The following is a 15,768-nucleotide window of genomic DNA, read 5'->3' on the forward strand; positions in this document are numbered from 1 at the left end:
TATAAAATGCCCACTTGTTGAAATCGTGATCGCGTCTCTGATTGCGCATCGATGTCCTGTTAATTTCGTATACAGTCAAGGGGTGAAGTGTGAATAAATCCGAGCTGATTGAAGCCATTGCTGCGTCTGCCGATATTCCCAAGGCGGCTGCAACACGCGCTCTCGACGCGATGATCGAGTCCGTGTCAGACAGCCTGAAGAAGGGTGACTCTGTAGCACTGGTAGGGTTCGGGACTTTTGCGGTGAAAGAGCGCGCAGCGCGTACTGGCCGTAACCCGCAGACTGGCAAGCCGATCGAGATTAGCGCTGCCAAGGTGCCGAGCTTCAAGGCAGGCAAGGCGCTCAAAGACGCGGTGAACTGAGTTTCGCTCCGTCGCGCGGGCCGATGTTCCGGCGTCCATGGAAGACTTAGGTTTTCCAGTCGGTGAGAGTCCGCAAAACATAAGCGCATCGCCTCAGCGATGCGCTTTTTTATTGTCGTGCTGCAAGAGCGAACCTTTTGCAGAAAGGATAGCCAGTGTTCGTGCACGGATGCGCCGTGGTGGCATGGCGGTGTACGATACGCGCGCGACACATGGGTAATCGACATGCGAGGACAGCATGCTGCAACGAATTCGTGAGGGCTCCCAAGGGTGGGTGGCAAAAGTCATCGTGGGGGCCATCATCGTGACGTTCGCGCTTTTCGGCGCGGAATCCCTGGTCAGTTACTTCTCGGCAGGTAGCAACGATGCGGCGACGGTCAATGGTGAATCCATCAGTCGTCAAGCGGTCGAAACGCAAGTGCAGCGCGGCATTCGTTCGGGGCAAGTGCCGCCCGAACAGGAGCGGCAGTTTCGCGGTCAGGTGCTCGATCAGCTGATTCGTCAGCGTACGCTGGACCAATACGCGAGCGAGGGCGGGCTTCATATCTCGGATAGTCAGCTGGATCGATTGATCGTCTCGCTGCCCGAATTCCAGGATCAGGATGGTCGCTTCTCCGACGAACTATTCACCAATCGACTGGCGCAGGCCGGTTACACGCCTGCCTCCTTCCGTCGCGAACTGCGCGCAGACACGCTGCGCCGGCAGGTCCAACAGGGGCTCGCGGCGTCAGCCTTCCTGTTGCCATCGGAAAAGGCGCGATTGGCATCGTTGCAGCAGCAGCAGCGGACGTTCCGCTATGCGGCATTGACCGCCGCGGATCTCGAACAGCCCGTCACCCCGAGCGATGCCGATCTCCAGCAGTACTATGACCAGCATCAGGATGATTTTCTTCGTCCGGAGCAGGTCAAGGTCAACTATCTGGTATTGAACCAGGAGGACGTGGCCAAGGATGTCGAGGTCACCGACGAGCAGCTGCGCCAGGCCTATGAACAGGCCAAGGCCGCGGCCCCGCGTGAGGTTTCCCATATTCTGGTGACGTTCGGCGACGACCGGACCGAACAGGAAGCCCGCGACCGCATTGCCGAAGTGCAGCAGCAACTCGAGCAGGGAGCGGATTTCACTGCTCTGGCGCGTGAGTATTCTGACGATTCCTCGTCTGCCGGCGACGGGGGCGATCTTGGTGCGATCCAGAAAGGATTCTTTGGCGACAGCTTCGATGACGCCGCGTTCTCGCTCGATCCGGGGCAGGTGTCCCAGGTCGTGCAGACTCAGTATGGCCTTCATCTTATCAAGGTGACGGGCATCGACATTCCTTCTTTCGAGGAGGATCGCGAGGCGCTTACCCGGCAGGTGAAGCTCGAGCAGTCCGAGTCGCTGTTCAACGAGCGAGTGCAGAAGCTGACCGATGACGCGTATGAGGCAGATGATCTTGCAACGGTTGCCGGTGAGATGGGACTGACGGTTCAGACCAGCGACTGGTTTTCTCAGGATGCCGGTGGTGAAGGCGTCCTTTCCAATCCTGATGCTGCCGCTGCTGCGTTTTCCTCGGATGTGCTCGAAGATGGCTATAACAGTGACGTCATCGAGACAGACGACCAGCAACGTGTCGTGCTGCGCGTCGTGGACCATCGTGAGGCAAGCACGCTACCGCTCAACGAGGTTCGCGACCAGGTCCTGGCGGCGGTCAAGACCGAGCAGACTCGGCAGCAGTTGCAGAAGCGAGCGGAAGAGGTATTGGCGACGCTACGCAACGGGGATGTCGTGTCGGGGCTCGACTGGCAGCAGGCCGATAGCGTGACTCGCGATGCCGATAGCGTGCCGGCGCCGATTCTGCAGGAAGCTTTCCGTCTTTCCCGCCCGCAGGCGGATGCCGTTACCTGGGGTCAGACTGAAAGCCAGAACGGTGTTGCCATCGTTGGCCTCGAGTCGGTCACGGCGGGTGATGCCAGTTCGGACGATGCGGATTTCGTGACACGCCTGGCGCAGCGGCTGCAAGCCCAGATCGCCATTCAAGGCTTGAGCCAGACGCTGGAGGAAGAAGCCGACGTCGAGCGTCACTGACGTATCGAGACAGGGCGGAGGCGTTAGTCTGGGTTCATCGAACCGTCACTGCGACCTTGCCCGACTCCTGCCAACCCTCCTAGGCTGAACGGTATATCTACCGTTGGCCAGGAGGGTTTTTCATGACAGTCACCCGATACTTTGCACTGCTCGAGATCCCGCAAGGATTACCGCAGCCGAGTCAATTCGCCATCAGAGAAGAGGCGTTGTCGGACCTCGCGCCGAACGAAGTTCGCATCCGCAATCGCTGGCTATCTGTCGATCCCTACATGCGCGGCCGGATGAGCGGTGTCACGACGTATGTCGAGCCCTACGCGCTTGGCGAGCCGATGTCCGGCGGCGCCGTGGGCGAAGTCATTGCTTCTCGTCACCCGCACTTTCAGCAGGGAGACCGAGTTCGACACATGGCGGGTTGGCGAGATGTCGCTCAATTGCCAGGGGAAGAGGTCGAGCCGCTGCCGAAGTTTGATGTGCCGGAACAGGCTTACCTCGGCGTGCTGGGAATGCCGGGCATGACAGCGTGGACCGGGCTCAACCTCATTGCCGAGCTACAGCCACGGCAGCGCGTCCTCGTCAGCGCAGCTTCCGGCGCTGTGGGCTCGTTGGCCGTGCAGCTAGCCAAGGCGGCGGATTGCCATGTCGTCGGCGTTGCTGGCAGTCCGGCCAAGTGCGAGTGGCTGGAATCGATGGGCGCCACGGCAGTCAACTACCGGGGCAAGGATGTCGACGCGCTGTCACAGGCGCTTCATGAAGCCTCTCCCGAAGGATATGACATCTACTACGAAAACGTGGGAGGCCCTCTGCTGGAGGCGGCGCTCGCCAATCTTCGCGATCATGCCCGCATTGCGATCTGCGGGATGATCGACCGTTACAACGCGACAGGGCCGTCGGGTGGTCCCGGCAATCTCAACCAGCTGCTGTTTCGCAAGGCGCGCATGGAAGGGTTCATCGTCGGCGAACACTGGAGTCACTATCAGACGTTCCTGGAGCAGGTGGCCCCTGAAGTCGAGCGCGAGGAGATCCGTTACCGCGAAACTGTCGTCGAGGGCCTGGAGCAGATGCCTGACGCCTTTCTGAAGCTTTTTTCGGGAGAGAACGAGGGCAAGATGCTGGTCCGCCTCCCCTGAACCCGACAATATCCCCGATGGGGAGGGCGCCTACCGAGTGGCGCGCTCCCATTCTGCCAAAATGCTGAGCGCCTGTTCGCGATCGTCGCTGCATAGCTGTCTGTCGTATTCGAATTGATGGCAGACGGCCGGACGCCGAGGATCGCCAAACAACCGACACAGATTGTTTTCGTCCAGCTGCACGCAGTGCTCCCCGGCGGGTTTGCCGTTGGGCATGCCGGGGATGGGCGAGGTGATCGAAGGCGCGATGCAGCACGCGCCGCAGCCGGCTCGACAGCTCATCGTGTCTTCCTAATTCAGCGTCGTCGTACCGCGGCTCTCGGCGAGCGCACCCTTGTCGATCCCTTCGAATGCCTGCACCCGGATATGCGCACCGATGGATTGCGCAATCTGATTGGCCAACCAGGTCGCGATGTTTTCGACGGTCGTGGGCGCAGGCAAGATGTGACAGCGCTCTTTCGGCAACTGGAGCTGAAACTGCCCTTGGCCGGAGCGGTAGCGAACGCGCATGATCTCATCGTTGCGGCGGGGATCGACGATATCGGCATCGTCGACGAGATACCCGTTGTCCAGACGTTGCGCCCAAAACGCTTCTAGCTCCGGATCACGTTGACCGTTGCGCCAGATTCTCAGGTGCGAGCGGTGACCATGGGCGATGCGCTGGCAGTTCCCCTTGTGGTGCTTGAGGCCATGGCTGTAGCTATAGATCGCGCCATCGGCCAGTTCCTCCCGCAGACGAATGCGGATCGCCTCGACGCGAGGTGGCGGTCTTTTGCTGAGCTCGTTACTGAGATGTGCTCCCAGCCGCTCCGCAGTGATTTCTCCCCACGGGAACAGCGTGAAGCCTTGGCGCGGAGCGCGCACCTCGAAGGGGAAGGGGAGTTCCGCCGCCATGTGCAGCCCTTCGCTGCACTCCTCGATCCTGACGCCCGCCGCCTGGGTCGGCACGAGCAAGGTGTGGTCCAGGCCGGCGTCGAGACGTGACTTGATCCAGGGTTTGACCTCACCGAAATCGAACAGCATGCCGTCTTCCCCCAGTTCGCCGTCGAGTTCGACATCGACGTGCCAGCTGGCGCCGCTCAGGCCGCGTTGGGGTGACCAGATCGAGGCGTCGATATTGGTCAGGTTGTTCACGAACAGGGTCATCAATCGATTCCTGCAATCTTGTGGGTCTGCAGCGACAGTCGCCATTGAGGATGGCGCATGCAGTACTCGACCGTCGCCTCCATCGGGCTGCCATCGGTAACGATGGCGCCTGGCGCGAGATCCATCGGCTGCAGAAAGAAATGGGTGAAATTCAGTCCAGCGAACGTTTCGGGGTCGACGCCGGCCTGGGGATAGACCAGCTTGAGCTCGTTGCCCCGGGTCTGGCGCAATGCCGTGTCGCCTTTCGGGCTGACGCAGATCCAGTCGATGCCGTCGGGTGCCTGAATCGTGCCATTGGTCTCGACGGCGATCTCGAATCCTCTGGCATGCATGGCAGCGATCAGCGCCGGGTCCAGTTGCAGCAGAGGTTCGCCACCGGTGAAGACCACATAACGCGTGAAGTCGCCTCGAACAGGCGTTGGCCAGAGTTGTTCGAGATGTGAAGCCAGGCCGTCGGCATCGTTGAATTGGCCGCCATTCTGGCCATCAGTGCCGACGAAGTCGGTATCACAGAAAGTGCACTGGCTGGCGGCACGGTCCCGTTCCCGACCCGACCAGAGGTTGCAACCGGCAAAACGGCAGAAAACACTGGCGCGACCGGCTTGGGCGCCTTCCCCCTGCAGGGTGTAGAAGGCTTCTTTGACGCTATACATGCAAGTTTCCGTTCTGGGCTGTCAGACTCGACGCACTGGATGTCGACGACATTCTAGGCGTTACCTTTGGCGCCAGGTCTTGCCTGGCATCAGGTCTCGTCGCGAGATTGTCGTGAGATTCGGATATCAGCGTTTGGCATACGGCAGTGGGTCCGTCTTTCCCTGGCTGGCAAACGCAGCGAGCCGCTCTCGACAGCTGCCGCATTCGCCGCAAGCGGTGGCTTCGCCCAGGTAGCAGGTCCAGGTTTGGGCGTAATCCAGGCCCATCTCGATCCCGTCGGCAAGAATCTGCGCTTTATCGCTATGCAAATATGGGGCTTCGATCCTGACGGCCTCGAAGTTGGCGATGGCGGCCACATCGTTCATGCGTTCGACGAAAGCCGGGCGACAGTCGGGATAAAGGACGTGATCGCCGCCATGGGCGCCATAGAAACAGATCGGTGCCCCGATATTGACGGCATGACCGATCGCCAGAGACAACAGGATCATGTTGCGATTGGGGACCACGGTATCGGCCAGATTGTCCTCGGCGTAGTCAGCCTTGGGCATGGCTCGATCGCTGTCGGTCAGCGCCGAATTGCCGATCAACTGATGAATGGCACGGATATCGACGATTCGGTGCGAGACACCCAAATCGCTGCATACCTGGCGAGCGACATCGAGCTCGCGAGCATGGCGCTGACCATAGTGAAACGATAGCGCATGGACGTCATGGCCCTCGCGCAACGCTCTATGCAAGACCGTGTAGGAGTCCATGCCGCCGGAATAGATCACGACGGCCGGTCTGGACGTAGTCTGGGAAGTCGAGGATGTCATGCTGTCAACCTATAACAAGCAAGCTGTCTGGAACTTGAAGTGATGGAAGGACGGCCGACGCGGCGTACGATCACGTCGCGAAGGCGCCTCTTTCGCCGACCAGGGGGGTTAGAAAGCGTTGTCTCAGCGTCTCTTGTGACGATCCCTGGGCGAGCAGATGAATGAGCTTGCAGTGGGCTGCTTCCGGCGTCATGTCATCGCCGGACAGAATGCCGATTTCCTCGAGTATTCGACCAGCGGCGTAGGTGCCGAGATGGACGCCGCCGAAGGGGCATTGGCTGATGGCGACCAGCACCTTGCCTTCCGCGCTGGCGCGGGCCAGAACACCGAGTAGTGCTTCGTCTTCCGGCAGATTGCCGCTGCCCCAGCACTCGATCACGACGCCCCGGATGCGGTCGTCATCCAGCCATCGGTCCACGTCCTGAGCACGAATGCCTGGCCACAAGGTCAGGCGAACGACCACCGGCGTCGGGCCGGTGGCCAGTTCGAAACGAGGAGCACCCTGAATGTCACTGCAGCGTGCAGCGTAAATGACCGGGGCGTGATCCACTATTTCGCCCAATAGCGGCCAATTGGGGCTTTCGAAGCCCTGAGCGTCCTGAGTGTACCATTTTCGTGTCCGGCACCCTCGCATCAGGCGATTTGCGAAACTCACGCAGACTTCTCGCAAGTCGGTTTGTGCCGCGAACATCAACGAGGCTTCCAGATTGTCGAGTGCGTCGCTGCCCTCGATACCCAGTGGCTTCTGCGAACCCGTGACGATGACCGGTTTGGACAAGCCCTGAAGCTGAAATGCCAGACTGGACGCACACCAGGCGAGAGTATCGGTGCCGTGAAGCACCACGAACCCGGCATAATCCTGATATCGCTCGGTGATCAGCAGTGCCAGCGCAGCCCAGTCGGCTGGCGTGGCACTGCTGGAGTCGATCGGGCGTGGTGTTTCCCAGACTGCATACCGGGGCAGCTTGCCCTGTCGGTCGGGCGGCAGTGTCGACAGCGCTGCCGCCATGCGGGAACCGAAGTTACCGGCGGCCACCAGGCCGCGGTCGCTGTCGCGCATGCCGATGGTGCCGCCGGTGTAAATCACCAGAATAGGGAGAGGGGCTTGGTCGTTAGCTGTGAGGCACATGGCTGTCTAGAGATCGTGGCCCAGGATGACCTGACAGATCGACGAGAAGGTACGTGCTTCCGGCGGGTGGTTCAGGTCGACGCCCAATGCTCGGCTGATATTGGAGGCCGAGATGATGCCGCGAATCCTGCTGCCGCCGCTGCCGTCCGGCTCGGTAATCAACACGTGCTGATCGCCCGAAGACTTCAGCGTTTCGACCAGATCGCCGACGCTGGCATGGGAGATCTTGGCATACGAGAGCGAATGCAGCTCGCTGCGCGGGGTCTGGATCATCTCTGCGGTGACTTCGTCCCGGCCGATCTGGTGTTTCTGCATCGCCAGTGTGATGCGACGCCCGCCAATCAGTTCGCGGGCATTGACCACGCCGGTGAAATTGCCGCTAGCATTAACCAGCATCAGCAGGCGTACCCCGGCCTGCTTCATCGTTTCCAGCGCTTGCGCAATAGAGCTCCCGGTAGGCAGGGTATACGGATGACTGACGCTGAAATCTGTGACCAGCATGGTGGCGGAACTTTCCAGCGTCACGGATTGCGTCTGGGTTGCCGGCTGTACAATGCCGCTGACACCATCCAGGTTTTCCAGGGTCAACGCCGAAAAATGGACCTTTGAAGGGTGAAGTGTGTTGGCCATCGAGAAATCTCCAGCAAGCCAAAATGTTGAAATCGAGATTGGGAGGTCAGGTCCGAAACTGGATTGAAGCGTTACAGATACTGACGTAGATCGCCGCGCACGCTGTCCAGGAAAGTGATGAAACGAGTATCGCGTTCGTCGTCCTGACGATCGATACGGCAACCCAGTTTCATGGTCTTCTGGACCAGGAGTTCGTCGTAAATGTCCAGCGTGACCTTTTTGGGGCTCTCCGCGGAGGGCGTGATATCGCCGTCTTCCAGGGTGAAGGTTTCGAAAAGTGTGGCGCGAACTCGCGTCGTGCCACCTTCGGCCAGCACGCGACGCACGAACAGCCAGCCTTCGCAGGCGAAATTGTCGCCGTTGTCACGTTGGCGCTGGAACACCGTGCGATAGCTCGCTCCCTCTTTCGCGGCGCGATCCGCCATGCTGCGATAGGCTTCGGTAACACGGGACGCCATCGCACCGGTATCCGCCAGCTTGCGCAGTGCCGCCTGGTGTTCGCGCCCCAGTTGTTCCTGGCGCTGAAAACGCTGCCATAGGCGATAATTGGCATGCAGGGAGTTCGCGTCCATGTTGTCTCCGGATAGTGGCGAATAGTTCGGTGGCCTATGATCGCTTAAATGGCGGCTACCTGACCACCCACGGTTCGCCTTTCCCCACACCGGCGGAGCGAAAAAAGAAGATCAGCCAGCGCTAAAGTTTACGGATCATCGGCCGATCAGGAAATCAACATACTAAAGTGCGCCTAAATCGGCGCCTGCTGTCGTGATCGGCGTGTTACAAATTGCGCCAGGCAAAGAGAGGTTATATGGCTTCCATATCGTCACTAGGTATCGGTTCCGGACTGGATCTGAGCGGGTTGCTCGATGACCTGGAAAGCGCAGAGCAGGAAAAGCTCACGCCGATCGTCTCGCAGCAGCAGAGTTACAAGACCAGGCTGTCGGCCTTCGGTACGCTAGAAAGCTCGTTGACCGCGTTGCGCGACGCGGCAACCAAGTTGAGCGATCCCGAGACGTTTACCGCGGTCAAGAATTCGATGACCGGCGATGCCGTGACGGCCAGTACTACCGGTGATGCGGTCGCGGGTCGCTATCAGGTCAGTGTTTCGCAGCTAGCGCAGTCCCAGTCGGTAGTATCGAAGGGCTACGGGCTCGAAGACTCTCTGGAAATGTCTGGCACGCTGACTTTTAGCGTTGGAAAAGATACCTTCAACGTAGAAGTGGCGGATGGCGACACCCTGGCGGATCTCCGCGATGCGATCAATGCTAAAAAGGGTGGGGTGAGCGCCACGATCATCAACGACGGAACGGCTTCTCGCTTGGTGCTTTCGTCAGGTGAAACGGGTACTGACTCCGTCATGTCGGTTAAGTCGGCTGTCGCCGACGATGCGTTGGACCAGGCATTTGGGTTCACCACGACGACCAGCGCCGATGAGAACGGGAACTTGAAGTCCTCTATTGTGGGCGCTTCAATGACACAGTCCGTAGCGGCTCAGGATGCGAAGCTTCAAGTCAACGGCATCGATATCACCAGTCAGTCCAATACGGTCGAAGATGCCCTTCAGGGCGTGACGTTCAATCTGACCTCGACCACGGAAAGCGCAGAGACGCTCAGCGTATCCAAGGATACGGCTTCGATGACGAAGGCCGTCAAAGCCTTCGTCGATGCTTACAACAGTTTTCAGAGCACCGCCGACAATCTGACCTCCTACGATTCCGAGTCGGATACCGCTGGGACGCTGCTGGGTAATTCGACCATGCGCAGTATCGAATCCCGATTGCGCAGCGTTCTCAGCTATAGCGATAGCGACGGTACGTTCTCGATGCTGTCGGATCTCGGGATCGAGCGGCAGTTGGACGGCACGCTGAAAATCGACGACGACAAGCTCAGCGATGCCATTACGAACGACACTGATGGCGTCAGCCAGTTCTTCTCCGGTGCCGATGGCAAGAATGGTCTGGTCGCCAATATCGACGAGACAATGGGCTCGATTCTCGATGACGGGGGCCTGCTGCAGACTGCCACCGACGGTATCGATACCACGCTCAGTCGTCTGGATGATCGATATACGCGGATGCAGGAGTCGATTGACGCCACGGTCGAACGTTACCGAACGCAATTTGCCAGCCTGGATTCGCTGGTGGCACAGATGAATTCGACCAGCAGTTACTTGACTCAGCAATTCGATGCCCTTAGCGCACAAACCAATCAGTGATAGGGCGATAAAATGATGAATATCAGGCGTGGTGCCGGTGCGTATGCCAGGGTCGGGGTCGAGTCGGCGGTCATGTCCGCAGATCCTCACCAGTTGATCGTCATGCTCTTCGATGGTGCGCAAGCGGCCATCAACAGCGCTCGTCTGCATATGCAGGATGGCAATCGTGCAGCCAAGGGAGCGGCTATCTCCAAGGCGATAGATATCGTCAATAGCGGTCTGGCGGCAGCGCTGGACCATGAGCGCGGTGGGGATATTGCTGCCAATCTCGGTCAACTCTACGATTACATTGCACGACTGCTGTTGCAGGCCAATCTGCGTGACGATATCGCCAAGCTGGACCAGGCGGCGGCATTGCTCGACGATATCGGTTCCGGCTGGCGCGAGCTTCGGCATTCGTCGGCCGAGTTGGCTGGAGGAGCATGATCACATGACGTCAGGCTCGCCGGTGATCGACCAGTATCATCAGTTGCTGGAAGTGTCGACCCAGATGCTGGGTCTGGCGCGGGAGCAGCAATGGGACGCGCTCGTTCAATGCGAGGCGGGCTATCTGGTGTCTTTGCAGCGTGTGAAATCTCTGGATCGCGAGCAGTCGTTGAATGGCTCGGAGCGTGAGCAGAAGCGCGATCTGCTCGAGCGGATTCTGGAGCAGGATGCCGAGACTCGTCGCATGCTGGAGTCCCGCCGGGAAGAGCTGAGCCATCTTATCGGCAGCTCGCGGCGGCAGCAGGCGCTAGGGCAGGCGTATCAGGCGGGACGAGGCAGCATTGCTTCGCGCCTGCGCGCGGTGCCAACCGATGAACGGCCGTGAGCGGCATCACGCCGCTAATCGACACCCTGCTGCATCAAGTTCTCGGCAGACGGGTCGATACGCCGGTTGTCAAGGATCAGCCATTGCCGGTTTCAGCGACGGCATCGACGGATGCCATCCAGCCGGCGCGTAGCGACTCGAGATTGCATCAGCAGGGCGGGGAAAGAGTTTCCGCCATGCCCTCTGGCGCAGGGCGTGAAGGTGTCTCTCAGCTACCAGTAGCCCCTGGGCTGGCGAAAGTCCCCTCGGCGCAGTTGCACTTGAGCCATACCGCGACCGAGATTGCCGATATCCTCTCGCGCTTTCCTGCGACTCAATCCCCCTCGATTCGGCCATTATTGGCGCTCATGGCTCATCCGATAGAGAAGCCCGACGTGCTGGCGGCGGCGCTTTCACAGAGCGTGCGGGAAAGCGGCGTTTTCTATGAGTCGCATCTGTTGCGCTGGATGTCCGGTCAATACCCTCGTGCATCATTGATGCGTGAGCCCCAGGCCTGGCTGAGTCTGACCTTTCGACCGTTCACGCCAACGTATTTGCTGACAAGTTACGGCTTCCCCTTTGCCGCAAGCGATGGTCGAGCAGCGCCTCGGCCCGGCGCTTCGTCCGGGACGATGACCGGGGCGAATTCGAGCACCCAGTCCGCCTCGTCATCGAGCATGGGCCGTGGGGGCGATGTTCCCGCAGCTTCCATGGTTTCCGACCGAAGCTTGCCGTCTGCCGCGCGGAGCGGTACTGCCGGGGAGTGGGCGTCCTCGGGGAAGGGCATGGCGGAGGATCCATCGTCGCTTTCGATGACGCGCGCCCACCAGTTATCGCAGTCCTCATCGGATGCGCTGCAAGCACTGGTTCGGCAGCAGCTGGAACTGATCGCGGCACCCAATCTGCGCTGGGAAGGGCAGCTTTGGCCCGGCGTGTCCATGACGATGATGCTGACCGAGCTGCCGCGCGAGAGCATTCCTGACGACGCCGGCGACTCTGCCGGTCGGTCGGAGCAAGAGGAGGGCGCCAGCGACTGGCGTGCCGAAGTTCAGGTTCGTCTGCCATCGCTGGGCGTTATCGATATCATCTTTGTGACGCGTCGCAATGCCGCGCTGCAGGTAGAGGTCAAGCCTGCCGAGGAGACAACCCGGGTTCAGCTCCGTCAGGAGTTGATACCCATGCGCGAACGGTTGGCGTCACTGGGAATGAGCGTGGAGCTGATAGTAGGAGAATCGGAGCATGAGTGACGACGATAGTGTGTCCGACTCTCGGCGACGTGCGGTCGCTCTGGCTTATAGCGGCGAACGCACGGATGCGCCACGGGTGGTTGCCAAAGGCTACGGGAATCTGGCTGATCGTATTCTCGAGCTCGCCAATCAGGAAGGGGTCTTCGTCCATGAGTCTCCTGAACTGGTCGCTCTCCTGATGCAGGTCGACCTGGACGCCCGTATCCCCGAGTCGCTCTATCAGGTGATAGCAGAGTTGCTGGTGTGGATCGGGCAGATCGACCGCTCGATAGTATCCAGAACAGACGAAGAACGTTGATTTCTGGCTGCAAGGTTCAACGCTGAAGTATCCTAGTGTATCACTTCGCTTCAAAGCCTTGTGTAACGTACATGTTCTTACATGTAGTGTGATTTTGATATTGTCCAATAATAACAATAGTTTATATAAATAAATGTTCTGCGATGCGAGATCAATCCGTTACTTCGATACAAATTTGGTTACGGAGCTTGATTTTTTTCATCAAAAAGTCGCAAACTAGCTCCATCATAAAGAGCTGATGTGGCCGATGGCTGCAGGCAGATGAAGCATCCGGTCAACGGGTGCCAATAAGACGATACGCAGGGAATCCAAGCATGCACTCGAATAGTCTTCTGGATGACATCCAGGATCTCAATCTTTCCTATCTTCTGCTGGTTCAGCGCCTGCTGAACGAAGATCGCGAGACGGCCATGTTTCGACTGGATCTGAATGCGGATCTGGCGGATGTCATTGGCAGGCTGTCGATCAAGCAGTTGACTCAGCTGTCGCGTAGCAACCAGTTGCTTTGCAACTTGCGCTTCACCGATGCGGACCAGCTGAATCTGTTGATTCACAATCCGCGTGCGCAAGGGCTCGAGCAGACTCATGCCTCGCTATTGATGGCGGGCGCGAGCCATGCCCGGTCTTCTGTTCAGCAGAGGAACTGAGTCATGGCAGATAAGAGTCTCGTTGCGGAAATGCTCCAGGTCCAGCTGGCAATTGAATTGATCGAGTTGGGTGCCCGCTTGCAGGTTCTCGAGACAGAGACCGACCTGAGTCGCGGCCGTTTGATCAAGCTGTACAAGGAAGTCAAGGGGATGTCACCGCCCAAGGGAATGTTACCGTTCTCTGCTGACTGGTTCATCACCTGGTTGCCGAATATCCATTCGTCGCTGTTTTACAACATCTATCGTCGCCTCAATGAAGAGTTGGGGTGCGAGCGGATGCCGGCCTTCGTCAAGGCTTACCGCCTTTATCTCGAACAGGTCGAACTCGATGGCGTGGAGCCGACTCTGGGTCTGACGCGTGCCTGGACGTTGGTGCGTTTTTTCGAGAGCGATCTGCTGCAGTTATCCCGATGCAAGGGATGCCACGGCGACTTCGTGGCACACGCGCATAGTCCCGTGCACGATTATGTCTGTGGTATCTGTCAGCCGCCGTCTCGCGCAGGCAAGACGCGCAAGGCCAAAGAAGTGGCTAAATCGGCAGGGCGTACCTTCATTCCCGTGGAGGTGCCGCTGGCTCGTCGCCTAGCGGTCTAGTCAAACAATGTCTTCCCGAGGCGGGCCATCATGGCCCGCCTTTTTTGCCTTTGCGGTTCCCATTCCAGGCATGAGCATGATGTCGGATTCGTCGCACTGTTGTCGACGAATCACGCTTTTCTGATATTTCTACCCTCAAGAGCAGAGGTCCCGCTGCCGATACAGTTATCAGGTTTGCCACGCATTGTATTCGGGAGCATTTCCGTGCTGATTCTATTGGGCTACATCATCGTTTTGGGTAGTGTGTTCGGTGGCTATGTCGCCATCGGCGGGCACCTTGGTGCCTTGGTGCAGCCTGCCGAGTTCGTCATGATCATCGGCGCTGCACTTGGGGCTTTCGTATGCGCCAACAACGGTAAGGCGATCAAGGCAACGCTGCGTTCGTTCTCGAAGCTCAAGCGCACCAAGCGCTACAACAAGATGATGTACATGGAGCTGATGGCGCTTCAGTACCGGCTTCTGACCAAGGCGCGTCGAGATGGCATGCTGGCGATCGAGCGCGATGTCGATTCGCCGCAGGACAGCGCCATCTTTGCGGATTACCCCAAGATTCTGTCGGATCCCATGATCATGGCATTCCTGACCGATTATCTGCGCCTGATGGTCAGCGGTAACATGGACCCGTTCGAAATCGATGCGTTGATGGAACATGAAATCGAGACCTTTCAGCATGAGGCAGAATTGCCGTCGCATTCACTCGCTGCCGTTGGTGACGGCTTGCCGGCCTTCGGGATCGTTGCAGCGGTCATGGGCGTCGTTCATGCCCTCGGATCGGCCGATCAAGGCGCCGCCGTAATGGGACAAATGATCGCCCAGGCACTCGTGGGAACCTTCGCTGGCATTCTGCTGGCTTACGGCTTCGTAACGCCTATTGCTCACCACATCAACCTTCAGGTAACTGAAGCGACCAAGATGCTGCAGTGTATTCGCGTGACGCTGATGGCCAGCCTCAACGGCATGGCGCCGCAATTGGCAGTCGAATTCGGTCGCAAGGCACTGTTTACTGCAGTTAGACCTTCATTCAGCGAGCTCGAGGAGCACGTACGTTCGAGCGGTCAAACCTTGAGAAGTACGGGGACGGATAACTCATGAGTGCCGGTAGTGAACGGCGCCCCATCATCGTCAAGCGCAAGCGCGTCCGGGCAGCCGGGTATCACAGCGGTTCATGGAAAATCGCCTACGCCGATTTCATGACGGCGCTGATGGCTCTGTTCCTCGTGTTGTGGATATTGTCCACCGTTAACGATCACGAACTCGAAAGTATCGCCGAATACTTCCGTACCCCGTTGGCCGTCGCCTTGACGGGTGGGGACAAAACGACGGCGAGCACCAGTGCCATCCCGGGTGGCGGTAAAGACCCGACCAAGACCGAGGGTGAAGTGCGCCGTGTGAGCCCTCATGAGCAGACACGCCCGAGCGATGAGCAGCGTAACTTGCGCTTTCTGCGCGATCGTCTGGAACGCGTAATCCAGAATGACCCTCAGCTTCGCGAGCTGCGCTCGCAGCTGCGTATGGATTTCTCGCCGGAAGGGCTGCGAGTACAGATCGTGGACAGCGACAAGCGTCCGATGTTCGAACTCGGTAGTGATCGGCTGGAGCCCTACATGCAGAAGATACTCCGGCGGATCGCACCGGTGCTCAACGAAATGCCCAACCCGATCAGTATCAGTGGTCACACTGATAACCTCCCTTATGCCGGGGGGGAGAAGGGATACAGCAATTGGGAACTTTCCGCCGATCGTGCCAATGCTTCGAGACGTGAACTGGTGGCCGCAGGACTTTCTCCCGACAAGTTGTTGAGAGTCGCGGGCATGGGATCACGCGTCACCCTCCCGAATACCCTGCCCAGCGATGACGTCAATCGCCGTATCAGCATCGTGGTGCTGGACAACCGGGCAGCCAAGGCAATCGAACAGCAGGAGCAAGCGCCGCTTTCCGATAGCGTACCGGTGCCCGTCGAGGGGAGTGGGGCGACGGCGACCGGGCAGGATTCAGCGGACTGACGCAAACGCGTTCATGCCCTTATTTTGCGGGGCTTCTATGGCAGGTGCT

Annotated in this window: 19 protein-coding genes; 12 read left to right on the plus strand and 7 right to left on the minus strand. The window is 59.0% G+C overall.

The window, feature by feature from the left end; genetic code table 11:
* Positions 1-89 precede the first annotated feature (89 nt).
* The 3 genes from hupB to BC443_RS02075 all read left to right on the plus strand — a co-directional run bounded on the left by hupB (position 90) and on the right by BC443_RS02075 (position 3,551).
* Positions 90-362 (plus strand): nucleoid-associated protein HU-beta, encoded by a 273-nt coding sequence (gene hupB, locus BC443_RS02065; RefSeq protein ID WP_071230177.1) that lies wholly within the window; start codon positions 90-92, stop codon positions 360-362.
* 238 nt (positions 363-600) lie between these two features.
* Positions 601-2,424: a SurA N-terminal domain-containing protein gene (locus tag BC443_RS02070; protein WP_071230178.1), complete on the plus strand. Its 1,824-nt coding sequence runs from the start codon at positions 601-603 to the stop codon at positions 2,422-2,424.
* A 122-nt stretch (positions 2,425-2,546) separates the two neighbouring features.
* A complete protein-coding gene (locus BC443_RS02075) occupies positions 2,547-3,551 on the plus strand; it encodes an NADP-dependent oxidoreductase (protein ID WP_071230179.1) in 1,005 nt (334 codons plus the stop codon).
* Positions 3,552-3,581: 30 nt separating this feature from the next.
* On the opposite strand, the gene BC443_RS02080 is transcribed toward BC443_RS02075, so the two are convergent.
* From BC443_RS02080 to BC443_RS02110, 7 genes are all read right to left on the minus strand, one after another.
* Complete coding sequence (locus tag BC443_RS02080) at positions 3,582-3,833, minus strand: YkgJ family cysteine cluster protein (protein WP_071230180.1); 252 nt, start codon at positions 3,831-3,833, stop codon at positions 3,582-3,584.
* Between the two features lie 9 nt (positions 3,834-3,842).
* Positions 3,843-4,697: a 6-carboxytetrahydropterin synthase gene (locus BC443_RS02085; protein ID WP_071230181.1), complete on the minus strand. Its 855-nt coding sequence runs from the start codon at positions 4,695-4,697 to the stop codon at positions 3,843-3,845.
* Positions 4,697-5,350, minus strand: a complete 654-nt coding sequence (queE, locus tag BC443_RS02090; protein WP_071230182.1) for a 7-carboxy-7-deazaguanine synthase — start codon at positions 5,348-5,350, stop codon at positions 4,697-4,699. The genes BC443_RS02085 and queE overlap by 1 nt, the downstream gene beginning before the upstream one ends.
* Before the next feature lie 126 nt (positions 5,351-5,476).
* Entirely contained in the window at positions 5,477-6,166 is a 690-nt protein-coding gene (queC, locus tag BC443_RS02095; RefSeq protein ID WP_071230183.1) for a 7-cyano-7-deazaguanine synthase QueC, read from the minus strand.
* A 70-nt stretch (positions 6,167-6,236) separates the two neighbouring features.
* Positions 6,237-7,295: an asparaginase gene (locus BC443_RS02100; protein WP_071230184.1), complete on the minus strand. Its 1,059-nt coding sequence runs from the start codon at positions 7,293-7,295 to the stop codon at positions 6,237-6,239.
* A gap of 6 nt (positions 7,296-7,301) precedes the next feature.
* Positions 7,302-7,925 (minus strand): CBS domain-containing protein, encoded by a 624-nt coding sequence (locus tag BC443_RS02105; protein WP_071230185.1) that lies wholly within the window; start codon positions 7,923-7,925, stop codon positions 7,302-7,304.
* Between the two features lie 71 nt (positions 7,926-7,996).
* Positions 7,997-8,497: a hypothetical protein gene (locus tag BC443_RS02110; protein ID WP_071230186.1), complete on the minus strand. Its 501-nt coding sequence runs from the start codon at positions 8,495-8,497 to the stop codon at positions 7,997-7,999.
* A 236-nt stretch (positions 8,498-8,733) separates the two neighbouring features.
* Here BC443_RS02110 and fliD point away from each other — a divergent pair, with 236 nt between their 5' ends.
* The 9 genes from fliD (at position 8,734) to motB (ending at position 15,719) form a co-directional block, all read left to right on the plus strand.
* Positions 8,734-10,140: a flagellar filament capping protein FliD gene (gene fliD, locus BC443_RS02115; RefSeq protein WP_071230187.1), complete on the plus strand. Its 1,407-nt coding sequence runs from the start codon at positions 8,734-8,736 to the stop codon at positions 10,138-10,140.
* Positions 10,141-10,155: 15 nt separating this feature from the next.
* Positions 10,156-10,566, plus strand: coding sequence for a flagellar export chaperone FliS (fliS, locus tag BC443_RS02120; RefSeq protein WP_071230188.1), 411 nt, complete (start codon positions 10,156-10,158; stop codon positions 10,564-10,566).
* Positions 10,567-10,570: 4 nt separating this feature from the next.
* On the plus strand, positions 10,571-10,951 hold the full coding sequence (gene fliT, locus BC443_RS02125; RefSeq protein ID WP_071230189.1) for a flagellar protein FliT: 381 nt from the start codon (positions 10,571-10,573) through the stop codon (positions 10,949-10,951).
* The gene (locus tag BC443_RS18420) at positions 10,948-12,177 is read left to right on the plus strand and encodes a flagellar hook-length control protein FliK (protein WP_139284227.1); all 1,230 of its coding nucleotides are present in this window, start codon (positions 10,948-10,950) and stop codon (positions 12,175-12,177) included. Before fliT ends, BC443_RS18420 begins: the two co-directional genes overlap by 4 nt.
* The gene (locus BC443_RS02140; protein WP_071230192.1) at positions 12,170-12,475 is read left to right on the plus strand and encodes an EscU/YscU/HrcU family type III secretion system export apparatus switch protein; all 306 of its coding nucleotides are present in this window, start codon (positions 12,170-12,172) and stop codon (positions 12,473-12,475) included. Before BC443_RS18420 ends, BC443_RS02140 begins: the two co-directional genes overlap by 8 nt.
* Before the next feature lie 314 nt (positions 12,476-12,789).
* The gene (flhD, locus tag BC443_RS02145; protein ID WP_071230193.1) at positions 12,790-13,122 is read left to right on the plus strand and encodes a flagellar transcriptional regulator FlhD; all 333 of its coding nucleotides are present in this window, start codon (positions 12,790-12,792) and stop codon (positions 13,120-13,122) included.
* 3 nt (positions 13,123-13,125) lie between these two features.
* Positions 13,126-13,716, plus strand: coding sequence for a flagellar transcriptional regulator FlhC (flhC, locus tag BC443_RS02150; RefSeq protein WP_071230194.1), 591 nt, complete (start codon positions 13,126-13,128; stop codon positions 13,714-13,716).
* 204 nt (positions 13,717-13,920) lie between these two features.
* A complete protein-coding gene (gene motA / locus BC443_RS02155; RefSeq protein WP_071230195.1) occupies positions 13,921-14,808 on the plus strand; it encodes a flagellar motor stator protein MotA in 888 nt (295 codons plus the stop codon).
* Positions 14,805-15,719, plus strand: a complete 915-nt coding sequence (gene motB / locus BC443_RS02160) for a flagellar motor protein MotB (RefSeq protein WP_071230196.1) — start codon at positions 14,805-14,807, stop codon at positions 15,717-15,719. Before motA ends, motB begins: the two co-directional genes overlap by 4 nt.
* The last annotated feature ends 49 nt before the right edge of the window (positions 15,720-15,768 follow it).

It is taken from the genome of Salinicola sp. MIT1003 (assembly GCF_001858555.1).
Classification (GTDB): domain Bacteria; phylum Pseudomonadota; class Gammaproteobacteria; order Pseudomonadales; family Halomonadaceae; genus Salinicola; species Salinicola salarius.

Excerpts from the sequence above, each read along its gene's own strand:
- BC443_RS02070 (WP_071230178.1), top strand. The coding sequence starts at position 601 with ATGCTGCAACGAATTCGTGAGGGCTCCCAAGGGTGGGTGGCAAAAGTC.
- BC443_RS02075 (WP_071230179.1), top strand. The coding sequence starts at position 2,547 with ATGACAGTCACCCGATACTTTGCACTGCTCGAGATCCCGCAAGGATTA.
- BC443_RS02080 (WP_071230180.1), bottom strand. The coding sequence starts at position 3,833 with ATGAGCTGTCGAGCCGGCTGCGGCGCGTGCTGCATCGCGCCTTCGATC.
- BC443_RS02085 (WP_071230181.1), bottom strand. The coding sequence starts at position 4,697 with ATGACCCTGTTCGTGAACAACCTGACCAATATCGACGCCTCGATCTGG.
- queE (WP_071230182.1), bottom strand. The coding sequence starts at position 5,350 with ATGTATAGCGTCAAAGAAGCCTTCTACACCCTGCAGGGGGAAGGCGCC.
- queC (WP_071230183.1), bottom strand. The coding sequence starts at position 6,166 with ATGACATCCTCGACTTCCCAGACTACGTCCAGACCGGCCGTCGTGATC.
- BC443_RS02100 (WP_071230184.1), bottom strand. The coding sequence starts at position 7,295 with ATGTGCCTCACAGCTAACGACCAAGCCCCTCTCCCTATTCTGGTGATT.
- BC443_RS02105 (WP_071230185.1), bottom strand. The coding sequence starts at position 7,925 with ATGGCCAACACACTTCACCCTTCAAAGGTCCATTTTTCGGCGTTGACC.
- BC443_RS02110 (WP_071230186.1), bottom strand. The coding sequence starts at position 8,497 with ATGGACGCGAACTCCCTGCATGCCAATTATCGCCTATGGCAGCGTTTT.
- fliD (WP_071230187.1), top strand. The coding sequence starts at position 8,734 with ATGGCTTCCATATCGTCACTAGGTATCGGTTCCGGACTGGATCTGAGC.
- fliS (WP_071230188.1), top strand. The coding sequence starts at position 10,156 with ATGAATATCAGGCGTGGTGCCGGTGCGTATGCCAGGGTCGGGGTCGAG.
- fliT (WP_071230189.1), top strand. The coding sequence starts at position 10,571 with ATGACGTCAGGCTCGCCGGTGATCGACCAGTATCATCAGTTGCTGGAA.
- BC443_RS02140 (WP_071230192.1), top strand. The coding sequence starts at position 12,170 with ATGAGTGACGACGATAGTGTGTCCGACTCTCGGCGACGTGCGGTCGCT.
- flhD (WP_071230193.1), top strand. The coding sequence starts at position 12,790 with ATGCACTCGAATAGTCTTCTGGATGACATCCAGGATCTCAATCTTTCC.
- flhC (WP_071230194.1), top strand. The coding sequence starts at position 13,126 with ATGGCAGATAAGAGTCTCGTTGCGGAAATGCTCCAGGTCCAGCTGGCA.
- motB (WP_071230196.1), top strand. The coding sequence starts at position 14,805 with ATGAGTGCCGGTAGTGAACGGCGCCCCATCATCGTCAAGCGCAAGCGC.